Source organism: Microbacterium sp. Beta (assembly GCF_005502545.1).
GTDB classification, from domain to species: Bacteria; Actinomycetota; Actinomycetes; order Actinomycetales; family Microbacteriaceae; genus Microbacterium; species Microbacterium oxydans.
This window is the reverse complement of sequence record NZ_SCOG01000011.1, coordinates 58812-81330: the sequence shown is the minus strand read 5'-3', so window position 1 is coordinate 81330 and position 22519 is coordinate 58812. Positions and strand designations below refer to the sequence as shown.

Below are 22519 nucleotides of genomic sequence, written 5' to 3'. Positions count from 1 at the left end.
GTCAGCGCTCCGCGCGGGCGAATCGGTCCGTCGCCGCCCGGAGCGCCTTCTGCGTGCCGGGTTCCGTGGCCGCGTGGCCGGCGTCGTCGACCACGACGAACTCCGCCTCCGGCCAGGCACGGTGCAGATCCCACGCGGTCATCATCGGCGTCGCGACATCGTGGCGCCCCTGCACGATCACCGTCGGGATGTGCCGGATGGCGTCGACTCCGGCGATCAACTGGCCCTCTTCCCACCAGCCCCGGTGGACGAAGAAGTGGTTCTCGATGCGGGCGAATGCCGTGGCCTTGTCGGGATCGGCCATCGCCTCGATCTGCGCCTCGTTCGGCGTCAGGGTGACGGTCGCCGCTTCCCAGGTCGACCAGGCGATCGCCGCCGGGACGTGCACAGCGGGATCGGGATCGAACAGACGGCGGTGGTAGGCCTCGATCATGTGCGAGCGCTCCAGCACTGGGATGGGCTCGATGAACTGCTCCCAGAGATCGGGGAAGAGCGCCGCTGCTCCGCCCTCGTAGAACCACTCGAGCTCGACGCGACGCAGCGTGAAGATGCCCCGGAGCACCAGCTCGGTCACGGCTTCGGGGTGCGCCTGCGCGTAGGCGAGGGCCAGCGCACTTCCCCACGATCCGCCGAACACCTGCCACCTCTCGATGCCGAGGTTCTTACGCAGCAGCTCGATGTCGGCGATCAGGTGGGCCGTCGTGATGTAGCGGAGGTCGGCGTCGGGAGCACTCGCATGCGGGGTGCTGCGTCCGCAGCCGCGCTGGTCGAACAGCACGATCCGGTAGCGCTTCGGGTCGAAGAACCGCCGCTGCCAGGGGGACGTCCCGCTGCCGGGGCCGCCGTGGAGGAAGACCACGGGCTTGCCGTCAGGATTGCCGCTGACCTCCCAGTAGACGCGGTGGCCGTCGCCGACGAGCAACTCCCCGGTCTCGTACGGCTCTATCGGTGGATACAGTGCATCCGTCTTCTTCATCATCGGTCCCCCGGCCGGTCGTGCTGACTACATCGTCAACGGTAGCGGACGTTCTCGCACCTGTCCGATATCACGGATCCAGCTGATCGGCGGGCAGGGTCAGAACCTGCGCGCACACACCCAGACCGTTCTGGTAGCCCTCGGCGAACCATCGCTTCCTCTGTTCGCTGGAGCCGTGCGTCCAGGTCTCCGGATTCGAGAAGCCGGACTGCTCCTGGATGTGGTCGTCGCCCACGGCCTCTGCCGCGTTCAGCGCGTCCTCGATCTGCTGCTCCGTCGGCTTCTCCAGGTACGGATTGCCTTCGGCGTCCTTCTGCTCCGTCATCCGCCCGAGCCACCCGCCGGCGTAGCAGTCGGCCTGCAGCTCGATGCGCACTCCGTTGCTGCCGGGGCCCGTTCCGTTGTTCGGGTAACGGTCCATGTCGCCCGTGATGTTCTGGATGTGGTGCCCCCACTCGTGGCCCACGATGTAGAGCTGGGCGAGATCACCGGCCGAAGCTCCGAACTGCTGCTGCATGAGCTGGAAGAACGTGGGGTCGACGTACACCTTCTCCTCCGGTGGGCAGTAGAACGGCCCGACGGCGTTGGAGGCGGTGCCGCACTGCGTCGAGGTCGCCCCGTCGACGACGATCATCTCCGGCGCGCGGTAGCCCTCGACATTGTCGCTCCAGAACGCATCGAGAGCGACCTGCGCACCCGCCATGCGGCAGTCGACGTTCGCGTTGGCATCCGCCCCCGTGTCGCAGTTCTCGATGGCCGATCCGCCGGCCGGCTCGCTGCCTCCGCTCGGAGCGCCGCCGCCGACCAACCCGCTGAGGTCGATGCCGAGCAGAGGACCGGCGATGAGCGCGATGAGCGCGAGCACTCCCACGCCGGAACCGCCGGCGATGGCCGCTGTGCGGCCGCGTCGACGCGTGGTGTTGCCCGAGATGTCGGCATCGGGATTGAAGGTCATGCGTCGAGATTACTCCGAGCAGAAGCATGTCGAACGGACGTAGGCTCGGGGCATGACGACCACGATCACCATCACCGGCGCGGGCGGACAGATCGGCTACGCACTCCTCTTCCGCATCGCGGCCGGAGACCTGCTCGGGCCGGACGAGAAGGTGCGGCTGCGACTGCTGGAGATCCCGCAGGGACTCGGTGCGGCGGAGGGCGCAGCACTGGAGTTGCAGGACGGTGCGTTCGGGTTGCTCGAGCACGTCGAGGTGACGGATGACGCGGCGGTGGGCTTCGATGGCGCCGACCTCGCGCTGCTCGTCGGCGCACGTCCGCGCGGGCCCGGCATGGAGCGCGCCGATCTGCTCGCCGCCAACGGCGGCATCTTCGGCCCCCAGGGTGCAGCCATCGCCGCGAACGCGGCCTCCGGTGTCCGGGTCACGGTCGTGGGCAACCCCGCCAACACCAACGCCCTGATCGCCGCAGCCTCCGCCGACGGCGTGCCCGCCGAGCGGTTCACGGCTCTGACGCGCCTCGACGAGAACCGCGCGCGGGCCCAGCTCGCGCTGACCCTCGGCGTGCCGGTGCACACGGTTCGGCGGGTTCCCATCTGGGGCAACCACTCGGCGACGCAGTTCCCCGACATCTCGCATGCGACGGTCGGGGGGCGCCCCGTGCTCGAGCCGCTCGAGCAGATCGTGGGCGACGTGACAACCTGGCTCGACGAGACGTTCATCCCTCGCGTCGCCAAGCGCGGAGCCGAGATCATCCAGGTGCGGGGGTCCTCGTCCGTGGCGTCGGCTGCGAGCGCGACGATCGACCACGTGCGCGACTGGGTGCGCGGCACCGACGACTGGACCTCGGCCGGCGTCGTCTCCCACGGCGAGTACGGGGTTCCCGAAGGCCTGATCTCGTCGTGCCCGGTGCGGTCGGTAGACGGCGAGTGGCAGATCGTCGAAGGGCTGGAACCGACGGACTGGGCACGTGCCAGGATCGATGCCTCCGTCGCGGAGCTGGTCGAGGAGCGTGAGGCCGTACAGGCGCTCGGCCTCTTGTGAATCCGGTCACCGCGACGCACGACGACAGGGCAGAATGGATGCCGGAGGTGCGCGATGAGCGAGACGATTGATCCCACGAAGACCACGGCATCGGTCGATGCGGCTCTCACGAGCCCCCTGCACCTGCCGCATGATGCCGCAGCGTGCCCGAAGTGCTTCACCGAGCTGCAGCAGAACCGCAATTTCTGGACGGCACGGCCCGACGGTTCGCGCCTGGTAGGCCTCGTCGTGTCGCGAGAGGGCATGCCGTCGGTCGTCCAGCAGCGCGAGGACCTCACTCGCTTCGGCGTGCCGATCGAGGGTTTCCGCCACCCGGCACCCGACATCCTGGAGAGCTGGAACGACCGCCTCGCCCGCCTCATCTCAACGCTGCGCACGGGCGACGTCGTCGTGGTCGTGAACATCAAGGCGCTCGGCCTCGACGCCGACGAGGGCGCACGCACCGTCGCCGAGCTGCGCAAGCACGGCATCATCGTCAAAGTGCTGAACCACGACGCCCGGCACCTGGCCGACGCGGCCGCCGTGCACACCTCGACGCACTGAGGCGCCGCCCGAGTACTGCCCTCAGTCGCCGTAGGGCGCGATGGGGAAGTCGGTCGTCGTCGGCTGGGGTTCGATGGGAGTTCCGTCTTCGTTGTAGTACACCGGGCTCCCCTCTTCGGGGAAGTAGAACCGCGGCTGCCAGTCGGGGCCCTCGAACGCGGGGAAACGCAGCGAAGCCCCGTCATAGGCGAGCTCCCCGCCGAAGACCATGTCGGAGAGCGCTGCAGCATCGCCGCGGATACAGCCCGGCGTCGCCGTCGCGGAGATCTGGTTCCGACCGGGACGGATCGTCACGACTCCGCGGCCCACGTCGCCGCCCGTGCCGATGACGTTCACCTCCTGCCGATCCCCCTCGCCGAATCGTGTCGTGCTCGCCTCCACTCCGGCATCCTCGAAAGCCGACGTCGCAGCGGCGACCACCGCGTCCACGTCGATCTCCTCGGTCGGCTCGAGCACCCGCGCCCAGGAGAACGTGTATCCCGCCACGTCGCCGTCGATGCGGCACGGAATCGGAGAGGCGCCGAACGAGCCCTGATCCACGGCCCAGTCACCCTCGTGGACCGCCATGATCACATCGTGCATGACCGTGGAGTAGGCGATGTAGTTCTTCTCGCCCTCGCGATACAGTGCATCGCCTTCCGGTGCCGGCGTGGTTCCGCAGCTCGTCATCGTCATCACCAATCCGACGGCCGCTGCCGCCATCATCCCGCGCTGCCATCTCCCGCGCATTCGCCGTTCCATTCGCTCAGAAGTCGATGAGGGCATACTCATCGCTGATCCACCAGTTGCCCGCATCCCAGAAGCCCTGCGTACTGCCCTCGCCTCCGCGTACAGTACCGGGCTCCCCGGTCTGGATGATCTCCGACACGTTGTAGAACGACTCCGATCCCGGCTCGAGGTATGCGCCGGGTCCGAGAGCATCGTGTCCGGTCGCGGACGGGAGGCTCTCACCCGATGCGCTCACGCCGCCATCGCTGTCGAACACGGTCGTCCCCGGCAGACGCTCCGGGCTGACCGGATGCCCGGGAGCCGTGGCCCGACCGACACGAGCGATGGCGTCGTCTTCCGAGATCGTCGCGTAGATCTGCGGTGGCTCGCCGTTCGTCAGGTTCTCCACCACGGCCGCGTCGTTGGGGAATCCGGCGGAGCCGACCGCGACGAACGATGTGACACCGAGCCCATCCGGCTGCGAGCCGATCGCGAGCGCCGCCGTCGTACTGCCGTACGAGTGCGCGATCACGTTGACATCGGCACTGGGCGAGAGCGCGCGGACGGCGAGCAGATACGAGCGCAACGAGGCCGCACCGTCCTCGGCTCGGTCCATCGCAGGCTCCTCCAGGAGCTCCGGTGTGTCGTAGCCGAACCAGACGACGGTCGCCGATCCGGGACCCACGGAGGAGTTCAGCGCCTTCGCCGACTCTCCCCATGACTGCAGGTCATGCACGTTGCCCTTCATCCCGGGGACGAGCGTGTTGATCTCGGAAGCCGTCGACAGGTCTCCGTATGCGATCGCCGCGGTCACCTGCTCCGAGCCGTCCGGGTCGAAGCTGATGAGGTTCGGAGCCGGAGTGCCGCCGGTGTTGAGCGCCCGCGCGATCGCTTCGAGGTCGTCACGGTGCGGGCCCGCCGGTTCGGTCTCGAGCAACTGATCCAGCCGCGCGGCGTTGACGGCCGCCCGCACATCCCAGGGCACCCCGTCGAGGTTGCCGACGATGGCGGGGTGGTTGTCGATGAGCTCCTGCTGCAGCTCGGGATTCTCCGCCCAGAGTCGAGCGACCTCTTCGGGCCCCGCGGCCGCGAGCAGGTCGGCAAGCAGGTCGCGTGCCTCGTTCGTCAGAGCGACACCTGTGCCTCCGGCGAGTTCGGCGAGGGCCGCATCGTAGGCGGCATCCCAGTCGCCGTAAAGCCGCTCGTACTGGCTCCAGAGCTCGTCGAGGACGTCTTCGGCCGCATCACGATCGCCGATCGCCTCGTTCACGGCGTCGGTCGTACTGTCGATCTCGGACTGATCGTCACCGTAGGCGGCAGCCATGGCGGCGCGACCGGCCCGGTCAGCGGCGATGTCGAGCCGGGACCACTCGGCGTGCGCGGTCTCGATGTCGTCGATCAGATCGTTGGCCGCCTTGGCGTGCGCGTCGAACGCGTCGGCATAGCGCTGCAAGACGCCGGCGAGGAGCTGCGCCTCGGCGATGTCGCCGGGCAGCGACGCCGCGATGCCGTCGGCGTCGGCACGCACTGCCGTGACAGCGTGGCCGACCCCGGGGAGCTCCTGGGCGGAGTGCACCGCCGTGCGGAGGTCGCCCAACCGCTCGGCCACGCGGGTGAACAGGGTGCTCCAATACGCCATCGAGCCGCTGCTGCCCTCGAGGCGTTCGAGCGGATACCCGCGATTGGGCGATGTGAGGCTCATGGTCGGTTCCCGCCGGTGAGTTCGACATCCAGGTCGGAGTACTTGCTCGCAATGGCAGAGATCGCCGCGGCGAGAGATCCCGCCGATTCGATGCGATCGTACGCGCGGTCGTGCAGCGCGGTCAGCCGTCGGTGCATCTCGAGCCGCAGTGCTGAGCGGTGCGCCGGGTTCTCGACGCCGGTCTCCTCACCCTGCAGATTCGCCGCTTGTGTCAGGACCTCGGAGGTCGCGTTCGTCAGCCCGCTCGCGGCATCGTTCAACTCCGCGTAGAAGATCTCGACATCTGACATGGCCACCCCCCGGTTCCGCCGAACTCACCCTACCCCGGGCGTGCGCGATGAGCCGATGGGGAGAACTGCCCATCGGCTCAGGTCTCGGGACCCGGGGCACGAAGAAGGGGCCGACGGCGAACCGTCGACCCCTTCTCGAGACCGTGTCAGCGGGTGGCGCTGTGTGTCAGCTGCCGGCGAGCTGCTGGTCCAGATCCTGGATCGCCCGCATCATCCCGAGCAGCGACTCCGACATGTCATTGATGCCATCGACCGCCGTCTTCAGACCCGTCGTCAACTCCGTGTACCCCTCACCGAACTTCCCCGACGCATGCTGCGTCTTGAAGTCATCACCCAGAAGAGTGTCGACCTGACCCTTCAGCGTGTCCAGCTGACCCTGAATGTCATCACGAGCCTGCGACAGCGAACCCGCCACCTGCTCCATCTCCGCATAAGACGCACCGAAATCGGCCATCGTCCACACCTCCGCAAATCGAGAGAACCGGACCCCTCCGGCCCGAATAACACCACCCTACGGAAATATCCGCGCCCCCGTCGATGGGGACAACTCCCCATCCACGAGCGCGATCAGCCGCGGTCTGCCTGCTCCTCGGCGGTCGCCGGCACCGCGGGCTCCTCGGCCAGCTGCTCCCAGGCGAAGGTCGAGATCATGGCGTCGCTGAGCAGCTCGATGCCGTCGAGCACCTCTGCGGGGATCACGTCGCCGTCGGGGATCACGATGGTCGACGTGAAGACGAGCGCCTTGCGACGCAGCGTTCCCGGCACCGGGATGATGTAGGTCAGGGTGCGTCCACTCACGCCGTCGATCGCCTGTGCGCCGGCCGGACGCTTCGTCTCGGCCGACCACCTGACGATGTGCTTGAGGTTCTCGTCGAGGAACACCGCCCCGCGCGCGCGGAACGCCTCCGTCACCCAGGCGTCGAGGTTCTCGCCATCCGGCGCGTCGAGAGCGGATGCCGTGATCGACAGCGGCAGCAGCTCCTCCATCGGCACGTCCTCCTGACGATAGATGGCGAACACCTTGGTGCGCCGCATGCCCTGGTTGGCCTGGGCCATCATCGTGCGGAACTCCGCATCCAGGTCGGGGCGTCCCGCCTGCATGAAGATCGCACTCGCCTTGCGCACGTCCTCCTGCTGTCCCGCGTTCGTCGGGAGGTGCGCCTTCCACCCCGGGGGCAGCACGAGCCGGAAGGCCGGGATGCCGAAGCGGAATTCCACGCCGAGGTCGTTCATCTCGTTCATCGTTGCTGCGCTATCTTCTTCATTCGCGCTTTGACCTCTGGATTTCCCTGCAGTGTCAGCGTGCTGAGGCGTGCTGTCCCCAGTCCGGAGCGCTTCCACCCCTTGGCCAGCGATCGGGCGATCGGGCGATGGTCGTGCGATGCCGCGGCGGCGAGCTCGCGCCAGGTCGTCAACATCCCGTCGAAGATCTCCTTGCGCGCTGAGCGGTTCAGCCGAGCGAGTTGACGTTGGGCCTTCCGCCGTTCATGCTCGAACAAGGCCCAGGTGTCGCCGTCGCGTGTGAGTTCGAGTTGCGCCAGACGATCGACCAGCACATCGAACAGCTCATCGAGCTCGCGGTGAAGCTCCGGCACGCGGGGGAGAATCCTGTCCTCTTCCGCCATCCACGCCGCTGTGATTGCTTCGGCGCAGACGTAGCAGGTCTGTTTGGGGAGCACCCCCGTGCGCGCATACCCGCATGTGCACTTGTCGTCGATCGCAGCGAGCATCTGGTCCAAGGTCGCCAGCTCGCCCACGGTCGCCCCGGCCTCGGGCACCGCCTCAAGAGCGTCTAGCAGCGACGCCGCCCCCGGCGCGTCCACTTCACCGAGAAGCGCATCGTAAGCACTCAGCTTCAGCGCATCCCTCACGCTGATCCACCGGGCTACATCGTCGGCCTGCACAATGCCGCGCACGGACGCGGCATACCCTGCCACCGCTGAGCGCTGTATCGAGCCCAGGTGTTGGGCGAAGGCCTCCGCATCCGCATCGCCTACCGCGTCACGCCGCTCGATCAGATCCCGAATCCGCTCGGCCCCCGCGCGCGCCGCCGCCGTATGCCGGTCGGCCAGGGCCGGGTACTGCGCCATTAGCTGCTGCTCGATTCCGACGAGTTCCGCGCGTGCCACCATCAGGCGTCCGCGGCTTGTGGGACACGGATTCCCAGGATCAGACGCATCAACTGCTCCTCGAACAAGATGAAGGCGGGAAGGGTCGTCCCCAGCGTATCGACAAGGATGCTCCACGTGCCGTCGTTCAGTCGCACAGTCCATTGCGTGATAAAGAGCGGCTGGTCCCCCTCCAACTGAGTGGATCGACGGACGATGAAGCCGCTGCCGTGGGTCTCGGTCTGCAGCGGGACCACGTCGAATCCTGCCGACAGCCGTGCACCGTCGAAGACATTCACCGTTGCGTCACTCCCCGGTCCCGACGCCCGCGACACGCTGATCGTGACGAGGAGATCGCTGTACATGCTCTGCGGAGCGAACCACAATCGGGTGACGCCTTCTTCGGCCTGCGCCAGCAGTGCGCCTGCGGTAGCCCGCAGCAGCTCGGCGCTCTGCGGATCGGACGTCGCAGTGCGCGGGAGCCTCGCGAGCGCTGCTTCCGTCCACCTCTCGGCCTCCTCCGCACCGATCCGGCTCGCATCCGTCCGGGGCAGGGGAACGAACCAGGCGGCATCGAAGTCGAGGTCCCAGATGAACGCGTCACCCTCTGCCATCAGAACAGCCCGTTCACGAGCCCAGCCGGCGACAACCCGCCAGAAGGCTTCCCACCCCCGGAGAGCCCCACTGCGCGGTCCGCCCACTTGTAGGTGTTCCACGCGGCTTCGAACATCGAATTCGTCGGAGCGGTGGCGATCGCCTCGAGTCCCTTCGGCATCGCTCCGCGAAGCACCTCTTGGAACCGTGGCCCCGTCGAGGAGACGGCATCACTGAATGCGACACCGAACGACCTGTTCGCACCGAAGAAGAAGCGCTCACCCATACCGCCTAGCAGGTTGTTCCCGAACTGGCGGACACCGGAAACGCGCGATGCGTACGCCCCGAAGTTCTGGGACACGATGCCGCGCCACGGCGTCACCGTGCCCGCCAAGCCTCGCAAGCCCCTCATCTGCTGCACAGGATTACGGAACTGCCCCACGAACTCCTCCACGAACTTCGTCTTCCCGGAGAAGATCTTGCCGAGTTTGCCGACGGGGAGGATTCCGATGATGGCCCAACCGAGATCACCCCAGCCCTTCCGTCCGTCGAACATCAGGGCGACGGTCAGAGCGAGCGCGATGACGCCGACCACGAGTGCCGCGATCGCGAAGAAGGGTCCGCCGATGATGAGTCCGAGCACGGCGATCGCGAGCCCGATCCAACTCACCCATTCGGCCACGACCGCGAGGACACCCGCGATGTTCTCCCACGTGGAGTCCTCGCCGATCTTGTTGGCATCGGTGAGGCCCGACACAGCGGTCTCATAAGCGGTGTGCCAGGTGTCGTACTCGCCGTCGAACGCATCGAGGTTGTCGTTGTGCGTGGTCTCCGCGGTGCTCAGGGTCGATGCCGCACCGGAGGCGGCGTTCGCGAGATTCGTGCCGGCTGTCGTGTTCGCCGCCGCGTCCTCTCCCGCCGGCGGGTTCAGCCGCGTCGACGTGTTGTGCGCCTGAAGCGCGTCGGCGGCGTCGGCGGCGTTCGACTGCGCGGTCTGCAGCTCGGTGAGGCTGGTCTGGCAGTCGGCCACGATGGTGCGCATGCGGCTCTGCGCGGTCTCGAGCGCCGTGGCGTAGTTGCTCAGCGTCGTGCCTGCGGGCTTGTAGCGGCGACCCGCCTCGTCGAGATCCTTGTGGACGTCGTCGACGACGTCCTTGATCTTGTCCATCGCGTAGCCCTCGCCGTCGATGGAGCCGTCCTTGATCCCCTTGAGCGTCGCGGCGGCACTGACCATGCTGTCGCCCAGTTCGACGATCTTCGTTCCCCGGTCGGCGATCGCCACGGCATCCCCGGCCACGACCTCGACGTCACGCCCCTTGTTCGTCTGCATCTGCTTCTCTCCCCTAGACCGCTGCCGGCTGACGTCCGGCGCCCGGCGCGCTACCCGAACCCGACTGCTCCATCGACGTCGCCATCTCGGTGTCGAGGCTCATGACCTCGTCAACCGTTCCCTTGACGCGATCGGCGACCTCTTTGAGCTTGGTGAGCAGCTTGTCGCGACTGTCGTTCCAGCTGCCCTCGAAGTCGTGGCAGCGATCCTTGAGCCGTCCGTCGCCGTAGGGCCTGCCGACGGCGTTCTCGACGTCGTCCTGCTTCGCCGCGGCGGACTCCAGCTCGGCCACGATCGCCGTGAGCTTCTCGCTGGTCGTCTGCAGATCACTGATCGGCACGAGCATGCGTTCGCCTGCCATGGTCCCCCTCCTTCTTTCCCGGACGCTACGACGTTACTGGGAAGGGCGGCACGACGCGATGGGGAGTACTCCCCATCTGCCCGCGCCTCACACCCTCCAGCTGCTGTTCTTGCGCTTCTCCAGGATGCGCTCGGCGATCTTGATCGTGTCGGCGATCGACAGGAGGGAGAGTTCCGTGAGCGCCGCCGCACCGAGACCGCGCTTCTGCGCCTCGGCGGCGGTGGTCCGGACCGCAGGGCGCGCCTCCCGCGAAAGCATCTCGGCGAAGCTCGACCAACGGCGGAGGTCGAGCGTCGCCAGCTCGACGCGGTGGGCGCGGCGGAGACGCGCGAGTCGACGTCCGCCAGCTCTGCGCGTCGCGCTCGCCTCGTCGGCCGTGTAGTCGCCACGGCTCTGGGCCACTTTGGCCTGCTTCTGCGCAGTCGCCTCGATTACCTGCGTGACCTCCTCCGCGTACTCGGGCATCGACCGCAGCAGTCGCCGCTCCTCGGCCACCCAGCGCCGCAGGAGCACATCCCCGCACTCCGGACACAGCTTCTCCGGCATGACACCGTCGACCGCATAGCCGCATGCGCAGTCGATACCGCCGCGCTGCTGCGCCCGATGCGGACGTCCGCCAAGCCTCGCCCGCAGGAGTGAGGCTCCCACCGCGCTGCGCCCGAGCTCATCCGCCAGGAACCCCTCGCCGCTTCTGCGCTGCATGTCGGCGACCAGCAGCTCCCAGCGCTCCTGGTCAGCCGGCCGGATCAGCGGGCGGGCGGAGTTCGCGTACTCGTCCAGCACCGCAGCGATCTCCGCTTCCTGCGCGGCCCGCTTCAACGCGGTCGCGGAGGTGGCTCCCGGCCAGGACGGGAACGCGATGTGGGCCGCGAGTTCCCGCATCCGCGCATCACCCGAGACTCCCGCTGCCTCATGCAGCGCGGCCAGGGGCGCATTCGCCTCCAGCACACCACGTTCGGACTCCTCGACAGCCTCAGACGCACTCATGCTCCCAGGCTAGACGCCCCCATGCGACGAAGAGGGCCGACCGTCATGGTCGACCCTCTTCGTGAAACGCCGCTGTGCCAGCGGGTGGCGCTGTGTGTCAGCTGCCGGCGAGCTGCTGATCCAGATCCTGGATCGCCCGCATCATCCCCAGCAGCGACTCCGACATGTCATTGATGCCATCGACCGCCGTCTTCAGACCCGTCGTCAACTCCGTGTACCCCTCACCGAACTTCCCCGACGCATGCTGCGTCTTGAAGTCATCACCCAGAAGAGTGTCCACCTGACCCTTCAGCGTGTCCAGCTGACCCTGAATGTCATCACGAGCCTGCGACAGCGAACCCGCCACCTGCTCCATCTCCGCATAAGACGCACCGAAATCGGCCATCGTCCACACCTCCGCAAATCGAGAGAACCGGACCCCTCCGGCCCGAATAACACCACCCTACGGAAATATCCGCGCCCCCGTCGATGGGGACAACTCCCCATCCACGCGCACGATCAGTGCACCACTTCGATCGAGGTGAAGAGCGCCGAGATATCGTGCTGCGCCTCGTGGAGCGCACCGCCGTCATCGACGAACACATCGAGCATGAGCAGCATCCGCGCCGTCCGCCCGAGAAGACGCCTCAGCGCGATGGTCGAGTCCTCGACTGCGACGAGCAACACGCAGTCCAGTGCCGTATCGAACGCCGTTCCCTCGACCTCGATGATGTTCTGGATCATGCCTCCGGCACCGAGGAAGACGAAGGACTCCAGGGGCTGTGCGCCCAGCGACTCGTCGAGTTCGACGGCCGTCAGGTGAGCGACGACCACCGATCCGCCGATCGAGGGGAGCCACCAGAATCGCTCCTGCACCCCCGGAAGCGGCGGCTCGGCGCGCACGAGAGTGAGCGCGCTCTCGGCGATCGCCGTGCGGACGGCCGCAGGCGCCTCGGCAACTGCTCGGTCATCTGCAACTTCGGCGGCCCAGGAGACGTCATCGACGAAGTCTTTCCACGGGAACTCGAGCGGAAGTGTCAGCCAGGCGGCTTGGTCTGGCAGCACCCGGTAGCCGGTCACGCACGCCACCGGAACGTCTCGACGATCGTGTCGCTGAGCTCGATCAGCCCCTGCACCAGATCAGGTGCCGTATCGTCGAGCGTGGTGATGGAGGTCGAGACGATCATGCCGCGACGGTCGCGCGGGTTCGGAAGCGCGATGCCGTAGTCGATCTGCCGCCCGATCACCTCCGCGAGCTCGTCTGTGCCGCGGCGCTCGCTGTGGGTCCGCAGAATCCGACCGATCGACGTGTCGAAAGCTTCGACGGTCCCCTTCGCCATGTCGCGGAACGCCGACTCGAAATCGGCTCCGGGACGAGCGACGTATTGGATCAGCGCGAACGACATCGGCAGAGGTGTCGAGTCGTCCCCCATCGCGTCCGGAAGGTAGACCGCACCGACACTCCGCGCCTGCATCTGCTTCCATTGCTGGCTGATCAGCATCCGCGCCTCGACATCGAGATCGGGGCGACCGAGCGCTCGAATCTGCGACGACATCCGCATGGTCAGGGCTTTTCGCCCCTCATCATCGATGAAGTACCGTGTCCATCCCGGCGGGAACAGGATGCTGAATCCGCCGGGCTCGTCTTCGGCCATCAGCTTTCCTGACCGGGGGTCCATATCGGGCGTCCTTCACGCTGACGAGCACGGTCATCCCGGACGGCGAGGATCAGCGCTGCGATCATCAGAAGCAGGGTAGCGGCCCCGTCGACACCGGCCGCTGCCCACCGCAACGTCGCCTCGGTCGCCTCCTCCGAAGGGAGCATCCAGGCGAACATCGCCGATGACGCGGCGGCCGCACCCGTCGCCGCGAACGCTCCACCCACTCGACCGGAATCCTTCACACGCGCGGTAGCCAGAACAGCGACGGCCAGGAGGAGACCGATGACGGACACAGTGAGCGATAGCAGCCCTGGAAAAGAGAACAGGGGGTAGTCGATGGCAACGCCCCACATCGGCGCATGACCTGCGGCGATCTGTCCTCCGGTGAGAAGCAAAGACCCGACCAGATAGACGATCAGCGCCGCCGCCTGCATCATCCGTAGGAGGAGGTAGATCGTCGTCATCCGCTTGTGCACGGAGGCGCGAGGGGAGGTCATGAGAATCAAGCGTAGGCCTTCACCAGGGCGCCGTGATCGACCCGTAGACGCTCAGACTCGTCGATCCGAGCCAGTTCACCGCGTTGAGCCGCGATACCAGGCTGGAGGGGAAGTGCGACGCGGTCGCCGCGATGAACTGCTGCACGGCCGGATTCGTCCCCCACTGCGAGTTGTGCATCGTCGTGAGGAATCGCTGCATCTGCTGCACCTCGGGGCCGCCGTTGACGATCGTCCGCAACGGGTTGACGAAGAGACCCGGTCTGGGCAGGTTCGACATCGAACGGATAGGGGCTGCGAGCCACTGGAACGGCGTCGCCCAGGTGGACGGATGAAAGAGCCGCACGCGCGGCAGGCCCGCGCGGATCACCGAGGTGACCACACCCCGTCCGCCGCTGAGGACGGCACCGAGCGCAGGCACGCCCTTCGAGAGCACCCTCCCGATCCCGAACGGCAGCAGGCCGAGCGCGGCGAGCCCGACATCGCCCAGCGTCGCACGACCGTCGAGGTACTTGAGCGCCGTGAGACCGAGGCTGAGGAGGGTGAGTCCGAGGAGCACCCCCGCCAACAGCCCAGTGAACGGGGCGCCGATGATCAGCGCGACGATCGTGAGAACGATCAGGACGACGGAGATGACGGTGAGGAGGTCGTCGACGAATCCCCAGAATCCGTCGCCGTTGTCGGCCGTGTCCATGGCCTTCTGAACGCCCTCGACGGCATCGTCATACGCATCGGACCACGCCCCGAAGACATGGTCGAAACTGCGCCACTGGGCGTCGCGATCCGCCTTCGCTCCGGTGAGCGAGGTGTTCGCCGCGTCGACAGCACCGGACGCTGCTTCCTTGTCGGCCTGCGTCGGCTCGTCTTCCCACGGCCACTGATGATCGACCGAGGCCTGGTTCCGGTCGGCGGTTTCCTTCTCATCGAGCGCGCTCTGATAGTCCCTCTCCGCGCGCTCGACCTCGTCGAGGTGAAGGTCGAGCCAGTTCTGCGCGGTCCTCAACGCATCCGCATAGGTGCGCAGCGCCGTGCCCGTCCCCTCGTAGCGCACCGCAGCATCCGACAGGTCACTCGACGACTCCCGCGCCATGTCGCCGAGTTTGTCCGTGCCTTTGCTCTTGTGCACGCTGGAGTCGCCGATCTCGGTGAGCAGCACCGCCGTCTCGGACATCGTGGCGGCGAGCTTCACGAATCCGTCGCCGTCATCCCAGATCACGGTCGGGTTCCCCTCGAGCGGTCGCAGTTCGTGCTGCGTGAACGGAGACCTCATCGTGGTGTGGCCTTTCCTACCGAGACGTCTGCGGTGCTCGTCGGGTTCTCGAATCCGTTCGCGGTCTCGGAGTCCCATTGCTCCCAACCATCGATGATCCCGGTCAGCTGCTTGAGGATCTCGTCGAGGTTCTTCTGCAGCTTGCCACGGTTCGACTTCCAGTCGTCCTCGAAGTCGGAGACCTTCTGCCGCAGCTCGGAACGTCCGTCCGGCTTTCCGACGGAGCTCTCCAGCGCATCGTTGGTCTGAGCCGCCGATTCGAAGGCATCTATCGAGGATGTCAGGCCGGTCTTCGTCAGTCGGAGCCGGTCCAGATCGAGCATGATGTCCATCGCGAACGTCCTCTCCAGCGGGGGCGGTGAGAAGGGGCCGACGGATCCCGTCGACCCCTTCGATCTAGGGTGCTGTGTCAGCTGCCGGCGAGCTGCTGGTCCAGATCCTGGATCGCCCGCATCATCCCGAGCAGCGACTCCGACATGTCATTGATGCCATCGACCGCCGTCTTCAGACCCGTCGTCAACTCCGTGTACCCCTCACCGAACTTCCCCGACGCATGCTGCGTCTTGAAGTCGTCACCCAGAAGAGTGTCGACCTGACCCTTCAGCGTGTCCAGCTGACCCTGAATGTCATCACGAGCCTGCGACAGCGAACCCGCCACCTGCTCCATCTCCGCATAAGACGCACCGAAATCGGCCATCGTCCACACCTCCGCAAATCGAGAGAACCGGACCCCTCCGGCCCGAATAACACCACCCTATGGAAATATCCGCGCCTCCGTCGATGGGGACAACTCCCCATCGACGATTGCGGCCGTCGTCTACCCCTTGACGAGCGGCAGCTGCACCGTGACCTGGCGTCCGGCCTGCACGAAGATGCCTCGCCCCTCGGGGAAGTCGGTGCGCTTGACCTTCGGGAACGGCACCTTGAACACCGCGTCGCCGTCGAAGGAATCGGGCTTGAGGATGATGCCCTTGCGCCCGGCCTTGAAGTCGCCGATGAACCCGAAGCCGCTCGTGACCTGCGTGACGTCGGCATCGCCGATGAGCAGGTGGTCGCTGCGGTTGATCGCCTGGAAGAGGGCCTTCATCTCGCGCTCGGCCGGGCTGTCGGCGAACTGGGGCACGTCTTCGACCACGATGAGCACTCTCGTCGGGAGCGAGTCGTCGGCGATCAGCTCGGTGATCTCCTTGGCGAGCTCCTTCGCGTCCTCCGGCGTCACGGCGCTGCGCGTCCAGCTCGTGTAGTCCTTGAGCTGGGCACGACGGCCTCCGAAGTGGAACAGCACGGTCGCCGGGTCGAGTCGCCGCATCGAGGTGATGAGCGACTTGAGGGCGTTGGTCTTGCCCGACGACGGCGGACCGGCCACGACGAACGTGCCGACCGGGTCGAAGTCGCGCGCCGCCAGGGTGTCCTCCGCGACACCGAGCACCGGGAACTCGCCGAGGCGATCGGGCAGGTCGCGCACCGACAGGCGGGTGGGCAGCGCGCCGATCTCCGGCACCTCCCTCGCTCCCGCCGCACGCAGCCTCTCCGCGAGCCCCTCGAGCAGCTTGGTCTGCTCCGCCACGTTCGGGGTCCCGCCCAGCGTCGCGATCTGCGTCTCGCGGCCGTCGACGATGGCGCGACCGGGCGCGGAACGCTCGTCCAGCACATCCTTGGGCGCGTTGAGCATCGCATAACCGGACTCATCCGAGAGGCGCAGCACCACGCGCCGCGAGACGTTCGCGCTGACCGCTGTGGGCACGGAGCCGGAACGGTCGGCGCTCGCGATCACGTGCACGCCCAGCGGGCGACCCTCGCCGAGGATGCGCATGAAGGTCTGGTAGAACGGCATCCGCGCGGTGGTCGACTCCCACTCGCTGCGGAACTGCGGGAAGCCGTCGATCAGCAGCAGGATGCGCGCCTCGTCCCGACCGGTGAGCTCGCGGTACTCGGTGAGGCTCGAGGCGTTGGCAGCGCTGAAGCGCTTGCCGCGGTCATCCAGCACCGCAGCCAGCGAGCGCAGCACGCGCTGCACGCGCTCGGAGTCGTCGCCCGAGATGATCGAGCCGACGTGCGGGAGCATCTCCAGGCTCTTGAGCGAGCCGGAACCGAAGTCGAGTCCGTACACCTCGACGTTCGAATGCGCGGGGTCGAAGCCCGCCGCGATCGCGATGGTGCGTAGCACGGTCGACTTGCCCGACCCGCTCGTTCCGTAGACGAGGAGCGAACCGTCCTTGTCGGGATGGAAGTACGCCGGCTCCTGCAGCTGCCGCTCCGGCACGTCCATCTTGCCGAGCAGCACCTGTCCGTCGCCGAGCACCGGGAGGTCGCGCATGTCGACGGCCCCCTCGAGGTCGTCCAGCCACGGACGTCGGGGCGCGGGGATACGAGCCGCACGTGCCGCGTTCACGAGCGTCGCTACGATGCGCTTCTGGTCGTTGGGTCCGAGATCCTCGTCGTGGGACTCGGACTCCGGAGCCTGCTCGGCCTCCCAGGTCTGGATGGAGCCGAACCGGAGTTCCGCCACCTTCACCTCGGCGACCTGCGCCTCGTCCGTCGTCCATCCGCCGGCGTAGGCCGACTGGAACGGCACGAGGCGTCCCGGACCGGTCTTCGCGATGCCGCGCCCCGGCAGCGAGGGCGGGAACGTCGCCGCCACCGGATCGTCGACGACATCCTTCGAATCGGATTCGTCCGCCATGCGCAGCGCGACGCGCAGGTTCGTGTTCGCCCGCAGGTTGTCCTTGATGACACCGGCCGGTCGCTGCGTCGCCATGATCAGGTGGATGCCGAGGGAGCGACCGCGCTGGGCGATGTCGACGACGCCGTCGACGAACTCCGGCACCTCTCCGGCGAGCGCGGCGAACTCGTCGATCACGAGCACGAGCGCTGGCGGAGTCTCCGGGTCACGCCGCTTCTCGAGTTCGAGCAGGTCCTTGGCCTTCTTGCGGTTGAAGAGGTGCTCGCGGTGGTGCAGCTCGGCGCGCAGGCTGGTGAGGGCGCGACGCACCAGGTGCGGGCTCAGGTCGGTGACCAGGCCCACCGTGTGCGGCAGGTCGACGCAGTCGGCGAACGCGGAGCCGCCCTTGTAGTCGACGAAGAGGAAGGTGACGCGATCCGGGCTGTGGGCGGCTGCCATGCCGAGCACCCAGGCCTGCAGGAACTCGCTCTTACCGGCACCGGTCGTCCCGCCGACGAGGGCGTGCGGACCCTGGGTGCGCAGGTCGAGGGTCATCGCGTCGGTCTGCGACTGCCCGATGATGGCGCGCAGGTTCCCCGCCTTCTTCAGCCGGGCCTGCGGGGCGCCGGAGCGGTCGATGATCGTGTTGTTCTGGCGCCAGCGGTCGATCACCGCGTTCGCGTCCTCCGCGACCTCGGTGCCCACCAGGGAGAGGAAGCTGACCGAGTTCGGGATGTCGGAGGAGTCCTCGATCACGGTGCTGGAGTCGACGACGGGGGCCAGCCGCTTGGCGAACATGGTCATGTAGGCGTGCGAGACGCCCTCGACCTGCACTCCGCGATAGTCCACGCCGCTACGGACCGTGCCGACCACCGCATCGCCGAGCCCTGCGCTCACGTCGACGAACGTGCGGCACGCGGCGGGCAGCGCCTCGACCACGGGAGCGACGAACAGGGCGTACACGCCGACGTCGGCACCGCGTTCCAGGATCTGGGTCAGCCGGGCGCGATCGACAGGAGCATCGTTCGTGATGATCACGAGGATCGCCGTCTGGCCGGGGAATGTCGCGTCTTCGGCGGCGCGCTTGACGTCGGTGCCGTAGCGCATCGGGTCCCAGTCGGCGCCGTACGGGGGCCGGGCGGACTTCGACTCCCGCGAGCGACGCAGGACGATCTCCTCCAGGCCGCTGAGCAGTGCCGTGCCGGTCGAGGCGGAGTCTGCCAGAGGCATCTCCTTGAACGGGTTGCGCTCACTGGAGGTGTGGGGCAACCACTTGAGCCAGTCGAGCTCGTTGGCCCAGCCCGGCTCGGTCAGCGCGACCGTCACCAGCTCGTTCGGCGAATGCGTGCCGAACAGCTGCACGGCGATGCCGCGGAGCGCGTCGCTCGCCAGCGATGTGGGACCGGCGACACCGATCGACCCGACGCTCTGGAGCGACTCCAGGATCGGCACGTCGTCGATCATCCGGTACCGCTCCTCAAGGCGGTCGACGCGCTCGACGTACTCGACGAGCGCGTCAGGGCTCTCGGTGCGCTTGATGCGCGTGCGCGCCTCGCTCTCGCAGACGCCCAGGCGCATCGCGAGGAAGTTCCAGTGCTCGGGGCGTCGCGTCCACAGCAGGGGTCCGAGCCGCATCGCCTCGTCGAACACGACGGCGACGGCCGGTACCTCGTTCTGCCGCACCTCCCGCTCCCTCGGGTGGGAGTGGTAGAGCGTCTCCTCCAGGCGTTCGAACTGCTCCTCGAACGACTCCGCCTCCTTGCGCAGACGCTGACCGAGGTTGGTCTTCTGCGAGATGAAGTTCCCGAACATCATCATCGGCGACGCGGCCGCGATCAGGAGGGACGCCGGACGCTGCGTGATGCTGAACATCGTGACGGCCAGCAGGATCGGCGCGACGAGCATGGGCCAGGGGAACAGCCGGGACGGCTGGTCGCGGGGGTAGCGGGGTTCGTCCAGTTCCTGCCCGGTGAAGCGCTCCTCGACCCGCGGGCTTCGGTTGAACATCAGAGCGCCTCCGCGCTCGAGCACCGGGTCGCCGCTGGCGGAGCCGTCGAAATCGCTCACCATGTGCACGACGAACTCGCAGTCGCCCAGCACGAAGCTCTGTCCCGGGATGACCCGGAGCCGCTGCACGAGTCCGCCATCGACGAGGATGCCGTTCGCGGAGTTCAGATCGACCAGTTCGACGAAGGTCGCCGCGACCTCGATGCGGGCGTGCCGCTTCGAGACCAGCGGGTCGGCGATGGTCACATCGTTCGCGGCGTCGCGTCCGATCAGGAAGTGACCGATCGGCAACGGGAACTCCTGGCCGGCGGCAGGACCGGCGACGACCGTGAGGACGGCGGCCGGGTGCGTGCCCGCCCCGCCCACCGACGCCCGATGGGATCCGACGTTGATCACCTCGGCGAGGAACCCGGAGCCGATCGGGGCATCGCCCACGAGCAGGTCGGGGTTGAGCATCGTGAGCTGCTCGCTGGTCGGCGGGGCGACAGACAGCGTGAGCACATCGCTGGGCGCCGCCATGATGCTGCGCGCGGGGTCTGTCGTGGCGATCTGCCGCGCCACGTCGGCGATCGTCGCCGTCGAGTCGGCCATCACGACCACGTCGGTCAGGGGTGCCGCGGGTCGACGCAGGGTCAGCTTGACTCTCATCGCTCGTCCTCACCGCGCCGAGGGCGCATCTCACTGCTCAGGGTCATACCCACTCCACCAGGAGGGACCGGTCGCCGAAGCGCACCGTGTCGCCGATCTGCAATTCCGCGGGGCGTCCCGCCGGCAGCGCTGTCTCAGAACCGCCTCGGACGATCGCGCTGCCATTCGTGGAGGCCCGGTCGACGACGAAGACGCCCCGTCGGGCCGGCATCACCGCGATGTGGGTCTTGGACACCGAGCGCGTGTCGTCGACGACCGGCACCAGGAGCGCCTCGCCCTCGCCAGCGGCGGCACTCGGGGACCGCCCGAACAGCGTCGTCCCCCGCACCTCGATGCGCTGCCCGGTGTCGAGCACCAGGAGCGCTCGTACTCCCATCGGCGCGGGGGAAGCGGCGGGTGCGGACGCGGGAGATGCGGCAGGTGCCGGTGCGTCCGGGGCTGCCGGCGTTTCCACAGCGGGTGCCGCTGCGGCGGCGACAGGAGCGGATGTCGGGGGCCGAACGGGCGCCGGTTCGGGGACAGAAGGAGCCGGAGCCGGTGTGGGAGCCGGAGCCGGTGTGGGAGCCGGAGCCGGTGCGGGAGCCGGAGCCGGAGCCGGAGCCGGAGCCGGAGCCGGAGCCGGAGCCGGAGAGAATGATGCCGGGCCGGGAGCACCTGTCGCCAGGGACGGGGGCACGGCCGACACCATGGATCCGACGCCCGGGGCCTCCTGCGGCTCCGGCGCGGTGCCCCCGGCGGATCGATGCGCGCCGATCACGCCGCCGGAGAACCGTGCACTCGGAACGTACTCCGCCGGGGCATCGCGATGTACCGGCGTGGCCAGGGACGGGAGCGGCGCCTTCTCCTCGTGCTCCGGCGTCTTCACCCGCTTGCGCGCGATGCGCATGCGCTTCTGGTCGTAGGGGTTCAAGCCGCCCCGCACGTCCACGAACCAGGTCGCGGCGGCCAGGTCGAGCCATCCACGGCCGCGCTTCTCGATGTCGAAGAGCGGCGAGAGCATGATCACCAGCACGGGGCCGACGATCGGCACGATGAACGAGGCGTACGCGACGAGGTACCGGACCACGGCACCGCGCCAGAATCCCGGGCGCTCGAGAGTGCGGACGTTCACCGAGCGGATGCCGCAGATCGCCTTGCCGAGCGTCACTCCCTTGCGTCCGTGCAGCACGAGCTGGACCACCACATACGCGATCATCAGCCCCTGCGAGACCGCGGCGGCGACGATGAGCCACACCAGGTCGCCCCGGGCGAAGAACGTCTCCGCGTCGAACTCCCCCGACACCGCCTGAGCGAGCACGGGAGTCAGCGCGATGATGGCCGGAAGCGCGATGAGCACGGCCACCGTCCACTCGATGAGAGCGGCGAGAACACGCGCTCCCCGTCCCGCCGGTCGCAGCCCCAGCGACGCCGCGTACGCGGGGTCGGGGCGTCCGTGCGCGTCGAGCCCTTCGACCTCGGGAGCGTGGTCGTCGATCTCCCAGATCACTCCTGCTCTCCCTCGGCCTCGTCGACGGCGTGCGCAGTGTCGAGCAGAGGCAGGTCGCTCTTGCCGACCAGGCGCGAGGCGATCACGTGTTCGACCAGCCGCGCGCGACGGTTGGTCGCGAAGCTGCGCTGCCCACCGCGCATGCCGGGCACACCGATCCGGTCGAACTTGTCGCACACGTTGTCGAGTTTGCGGTTGAAGCGGGTGACCGTCCACCCGAGTCGCTCCGCGGCCTTCGCCGAGGTCGGGATCTCGCTCATGCCCGTGCCGTCCCTGCGCAGCTGCGGCTCGGCCAGCGCGAGGATGAGGAGCTTCTGGCTGAGGGTCAGCGGTACGTCTCCGATCGTCGATGCGCCGCCGTCGTCGTGCTCGCGTCTGGTCGCACGGAACGTCGGCTCGGCCGCGTGCAGGGTGAGCTCGTACGTCGTCGGTCCTGCGCTGAACACGACCGTGGTGGTCTCGAAGACCAGCGGAAGACGGGCGCCGGGCGCGAGCCATGCCTGCACTCCGCCAGCCGAGTCGGTCACGGTCGCCGTGAGGCGCGTGCCGACGTTCGACAGCCACCACAGCCCGTCGGCGTCGGTGATCTCCAGGAAGTGCCGGTGCAGGAACAGATTGTCGTCGAGTTCGAGGTCGCCCTCGCGTCCGACGATGAACCGCCCGCCTCGACGGACCGGGAAGTACTCCCCCGCGAACTCGACGGTCACACCGCCTTC

Annotated in this window: 24 protein-coding genes; 2 read left to right on the top strand and 22 right to left on the bottom strand. The window is 67.8% G+C overall.

Annotated features, from left to right (window positions below; all coding sequences use genetic code 11):
• Nucleotide 1 precedes the first annotated feature (1 nt).
• Together pip and FFS56_RS12425 are read right to left on the bottom strand one after the other, a co-directional pair.
• Nucleotides 2–979: a prolyl aminopeptidase gene (pip, locus tag FFS56_RS12430; RefSeq protein ID WP_046746659.1), complete on the bottom strand. Its 978-nt coding sequence runs from the start codon at nt 977–979 to the stop codon at nt 2–4.
• A 67-nt stretch (nt 980–1046) separates the two neighbouring features.
• Nucleotides 1047–1931 carry a neutral zinc metallopeptidase gene (locus tag FFS56_RS12425; protein WP_127011748.1) on the bottom strand — a complete coding sequence of 295 codons (885 nt, stop codon included), beginning with the start codon at nt 1929–1931 and terminating at the stop codon, nt 1047–1049.
• A gap of 52 nt (nt 1932–1983) precedes the next feature.
• Here FFS56_RS12425 and FFS56_RS12420 point away from each other — a divergent pair, with 52 nt between their 5' ends.
• Both FFS56_RS12420 and FFS56_RS12415 read left to right on the top strand, forming a co-directional pair.
• On the top strand, nt 1984–2973 hold the full coding sequence (locus tag FFS56_RS12420) for a malate dehydrogenase (protein ID WP_127011747.1): 990 nt from the start codon (nt 1984–1986) through the stop codon (nt 2971–2973).
• Between the two features lie 54 nt (nt 2974–3027).
• On the top strand, nt 3028–3516 hold the full coding sequence (locus FFS56_RS12415) for a dehydrogenase (RefSeq protein ID WP_052748606.1): 489 nt from the start codon (nt 3028–3030) through the stop codon (nt 3514–3516).
• Nucleotides 3517–3537: 21 nt separating this feature from the next.
• Here FFS56_RS12415 and FFS56_RS12410 read toward each other — a convergent pair whose 3' ends face one another.
• From FFS56_RS12410 to FFS56_RS12315, 20 genes are all read right to left on the bottom strand, one after another.
• Nucleotides 3538–4245, bottom strand: a complete 708-nt coding sequence (locus tag FFS56_RS12410; RefSeq protein ID WP_127011746.1) for a hypothetical protein — start codon at nt 4243–4245, stop codon at nt 3538–3540.
• A gap of 16 nt (nt 4246–4261) precedes the next feature.
• Nucleotides 4262–5926: an alpha/beta hydrolase gene (locus tag FFS56_RS12405; RefSeq protein ID WP_137772256.1), complete on the bottom strand. Its 1665-nt coding sequence runs from the start codon at nt 5924–5926 to the stop codon at nt 4262–4264.
• A complete protein-coding gene (locus FFS56_RS12400) occupies nt 5923–6216 on the bottom strand; it encodes a hypothetical protein (RefSeq protein WP_046746664.1) in 294 nt (97 codons plus the stop codon). The genes FFS56_RS12405 and FFS56_RS12400 overlap by 4 nt, the downstream gene beginning before the upstream one ends.
• Before the next feature lie 166 nt (nt 6217–6382).
• On the bottom strand, nt 6383–6670 hold the full coding sequence (locus FFS56_RS12395) for a WXG100 family type VII secretion target (protein WP_052748607.1): 288 nt from the start codon (nt 6668–6670) through the stop codon (nt 6383–6385).
• 113 nt (nt 6671–6783) lie between these two features.
• Nucleotides 6784–7458, bottom strand: a complete 675-nt coding sequence (locus FFS56_RS12390; RefSeq protein ID WP_046746665.1) for a hypothetical protein — start codon at nt 7456–7458, stop codon at nt 6784–6786.
• Nucleotides 7455–8348, bottom strand: a complete 894-nt coding sequence (locus tag FFS56_RS12385; RefSeq protein WP_046746666.1) for a hypothetical protein — start codon at nt 8346–8348, stop codon at nt 7455–7457. Before FFS56_RS12385 ends, FFS56_RS12390 begins: the two co-directional genes overlap by 4 nt.
• Nucleotides 8348–8938 (bottom strand): hypothetical protein, encoded by a 591-nt coding sequence (locus tag FFS56_RS12380; RefSeq protein ID WP_046746667.1) that lies wholly within the window; start codon nt 8936–8938, stop codon nt 8348–8350. The genes FFS56_RS12385 and FFS56_RS12380 overlap by 1 nt, the downstream gene beginning before the upstream one ends.
• Nucleotides 8938–10248, bottom strand: a complete 1311-nt coding sequence (locus FFS56_RS12375) for a hypothetical protein (RefSeq protein WP_137772302.1) — start codon at nt 10246–10248, stop codon at nt 8938–8940. The genes FFS56_RS12380 and FFS56_RS12375 overlap by 1 nt, the downstream gene beginning before the upstream one ends.
• Nucleotides 10249–10261: 13 nt before the next feature.
• A complete protein-coding gene (locus tag FFS56_RS12370; RefSeq protein ID WP_046746669.1) occupies nt 10262–10609 on the bottom strand; it encodes a hypothetical protein in 348 nt (115 codons plus the stop codon).
• Between the two features lie 87 nt (nt 10610–10696).
• Complete coding sequence (locus FFS56_RS12365; protein ID WP_127011745.1) at nt 10697–11596, bottom strand: hypothetical protein; 900 nt, start codon at nt 11594–11596, stop codon at nt 10697–10699.
• 97 nt (nt 11597–11693) lie between these two features.
• Entirely contained in the window at nt 11694–11981 is a 288-nt protein-coding gene (locus FFS56_RS12360) for a WXG100 family type VII secretion target (protein WP_052748607.1), read from the bottom strand.
• Nucleotides 11982–12094: 113 nt separating this feature from the next.
• Nucleotides 12095–12655: a hypothetical protein gene (locus tag FFS56_RS12355; RefSeq protein WP_156172593.1), complete on the bottom strand. Its 561-nt coding sequence runs from the start codon at nt 12653–12655 to the stop codon at nt 12095–12097.
• Nucleotides 12652–13230 (bottom strand): hypothetical protein, encoded by a 579-nt coding sequence (locus FFS56_RS12350; protein WP_046746672.1) that lies wholly within the window; start codon nt 13228–13230, stop codon nt 12652–12654. Before FFS56_RS12350 ends, FFS56_RS12355 begins: the two co-directional genes overlap by 4 nt.
• Nucleotides 13230–13733: a hypothetical protein gene (locus tag FFS56_RS12345; RefSeq protein ID WP_127011744.1), complete on the bottom strand. Its 504-nt coding sequence runs from the start codon at nt 13731–13733 to the stop codon at nt 13230–13232. The genes FFS56_RS12350 and FFS56_RS12345 overlap by 1 nt, the downstream gene beginning before the upstream one ends.
• 19 nt (nt 13734–13752) lie before the next feature.
• Nucleotides 13753–15000, bottom strand: coding sequence for a hypothetical protein (locus tag FFS56_RS12340; protein WP_046746674.1), 1248 nt, complete (start codon nt 14998–15000; stop codon nt 13753–13755).
• The gene (locus FFS56_RS12335) at nt 14997–15332 is read right to left on the bottom strand and encodes a flagellar protein FlgN (protein WP_127011743.1); all 336 of its coding nucleotides are present in this window, start codon (nt 15330–15332) and stop codon (nt 14997–14999) included. Before FFS56_RS12335 ends, FFS56_RS12340 begins: the two co-directional genes overlap by 4 nt.
• A 77-nt stretch (nt 15333–15409) precedes the next feature.
• On the bottom strand, nt 15410–15697 hold the full coding sequence (locus FFS56_RS12330; protein WP_052748607.1) for a WXG100 family type VII secretion target: 288 nt from the start codon (nt 15695–15697) through the stop codon (nt 15410–15412).
• Between the two features lie 120 nt (nt 15698–15817).
• Nucleotides 15818–20317: an FtsK/SpoIIIE domain-containing protein gene (locus FFS56_RS12325; RefSeq protein WP_127011742.1), complete on the bottom strand. Its 4500-nt coding sequence runs from the start codon at nt 20315–20317 to the stop codon at nt 15818–15820.
• A 43-nt stretch (nt 20318–20360) separates the two neighbouring features.
• Nucleotides 20361–21803 carry an RDD family protein gene (locus FFS56_RS12320; RefSeq protein ID WP_137772133.1) on the bottom strand — a complete coding sequence of 481 codons (1443 nt, stop codon included), beginning with the start codon at nt 21801–21803 and terminating at the stop codon, nt 20361–20363.
• Nucleotides 21800–22510, bottom strand: coding sequence for a hypothetical protein (locus FFS56_RS12315; RefSeq protein WP_230977970.1), 711 nt, complete (start codon nt 22508–22510; stop codon nt 21800–21802). Before FFS56_RS12315 ends, FFS56_RS12320 begins: the two co-directional genes overlap by 4 nt.
• Between the last annotated feature and the right edge of the window lie 9 nt (nt 22511–22519).

What these genes read in the sequence shown, in the direction of transcription:
- FFS56_RS12395 (WP_052748607.1), bottom strand. Translation starts at nt 6,670, where the DNA reads ATGGCCGATTTCGGTGCGTCTTATGCGGAGATGGAGCAGGTGGCGGGT.
- pip (WP_046746659.1), bottom strand. Translation starts at nt 979, where the DNA reads ATGATGAAGAAGACGGATGCACTGTATCCACCGATAGAGCCGTACGAG.
- FFS56_RS12415 (WP_052748606.1), top strand. Translation starts at nt 3,028, where the DNA reads ATGAGCGAGACGATTGATCCCACGAAGACCACGGCATCGGTCGATGCG.
- FFS56_RS12350 (WP_046746672.1), bottom strand. Translation starts at nt 13,230, where the DNA reads ATGGCCGAAGACGAGCCCGGCGGATTCAGCATCCTGTTCCCGCCGGGA.
- FFS56_RS12390 (WP_046746665.1), bottom strand. Translation starts at nt 7,458, where the DNA reads ATGAACGAGATGAACGACCTCGGCGTGGAATTCCGCTTCGGCATCCCG.
- FFS56_RS12325 (WP_127011742.1), bottom strand. Translation starts at nt 20,317, where the DNA reads ATGAGAGTCAAGCTGACCCTGCGTCGACCCGCGGCACCCCTGACCGAC.
- FFS56_RS12410 (WP_127011746.1), bottom strand. Translation starts at nt 4,245, where the DNA reads ATGCGCGGGAGATGGCAGCGCGGGATGATGGCGGCAGCGGCCGTCGGA.
- FFS56_RS12365 (WP_127011745.1), bottom strand. Translation starts at nt 11,596, where the DNA reads ATGAGTGCGTCTGAGGCTGTCGAGGAGTCCGAACGTGGTGTGCTGGAG.
- FFS56_RS12345 (WP_127011744.1), bottom strand. Translation starts at nt 13,733, where the DNA reads ATGACCTCCCCTCGCGCCTCCGTGCACAAGCGGATGACGACGATCTAC.
- FFS56_RS12375 (WP_137772302.1), bottom strand. Translation starts at nt 10,248, where the DNA reads ATGCAGACGAACAAGGGGCGTGACGTCGAGGTCGTGGCCGGGGATGCC.
- FFS56_RS12380 (WP_046746667.1), bottom strand. Translation starts at nt 8,938, where the DNA reads ATGGCAGAGGGTGACGCGTTCATCTGGGACCTCGACTTCGATGCCGCC.
- FFS56_RS12385 (WP_046746666.1), bottom strand. Translation starts at nt 8,348, where the DNA reads ATGGTGGCACGCGCGGAACTCGTCGGAATCGAGCAGCAGCTAATGGCG.
- FFS56_RS12330 (WP_052748607.1), bottom strand. Translation starts at nt 15,697, where the DNA reads ATGGCCGATTTCGGTGCGTCTTATGCGGAGATGGAGCAGGTGGCGGGT.
- FFS56_RS12420 (WP_127011747.1), top strand. Translation starts at nt 1,984, where the DNA reads ATGACGACCACGATCACCATCACCGGCGCGGGCGGACAGATCGGCTAC.
- FFS56_RS12370 (WP_046746669.1), bottom strand. Translation starts at nt 10,609, where the DNA reads ATGGCAGGCGAACGCATGCTCGTGCCGATCAGTGATCTGCAGACGACC.
- FFS56_RS12425 (WP_127011748.1), bottom strand. Translation starts at nt 1,931, where the DNA reads ATGACCTTCAATCCCGATGCCGACATCTCGGGCAACACCACGCGTCGA.
- FFS56_RS12405 (WP_137772256.1), bottom strand. Translation starts at nt 5,926, where the DNA reads ATGAGCCTCACATCGCCCAATCGCGGGTATCCGCTCGAACGCCTCGAG.
- FFS56_RS12335 (WP_127011743.1), bottom strand. Translation starts at nt 15,332, where the DNA reads ATGGACATCATGCTCGATCTGGACCGGCTCCGACTGACGAAGACCGGC.
- FFS56_RS12400 (WP_046746664.1), bottom strand. Translation starts at nt 6,216, where the DNA reads ATGTCAGATGTCGAGATCTTCTACGCGGAGTTGAACGATGCCGCGAGC.
- FFS56_RS12340 (WP_046746674.1), bottom strand. Translation starts at nt 15,000, where the DNA reads ATGAGGTCTCCGTTCACGCAGCACGAACTGCGACCGCTCGAGGGGAAC.
- FFS56_RS12360 (WP_052748607.1), bottom strand. Translation starts at nt 11,981, where the DNA reads ATGGCCGATTTCGGTGCGTCTTATGCGGAGATGGAGCAGGTGGCGGGT.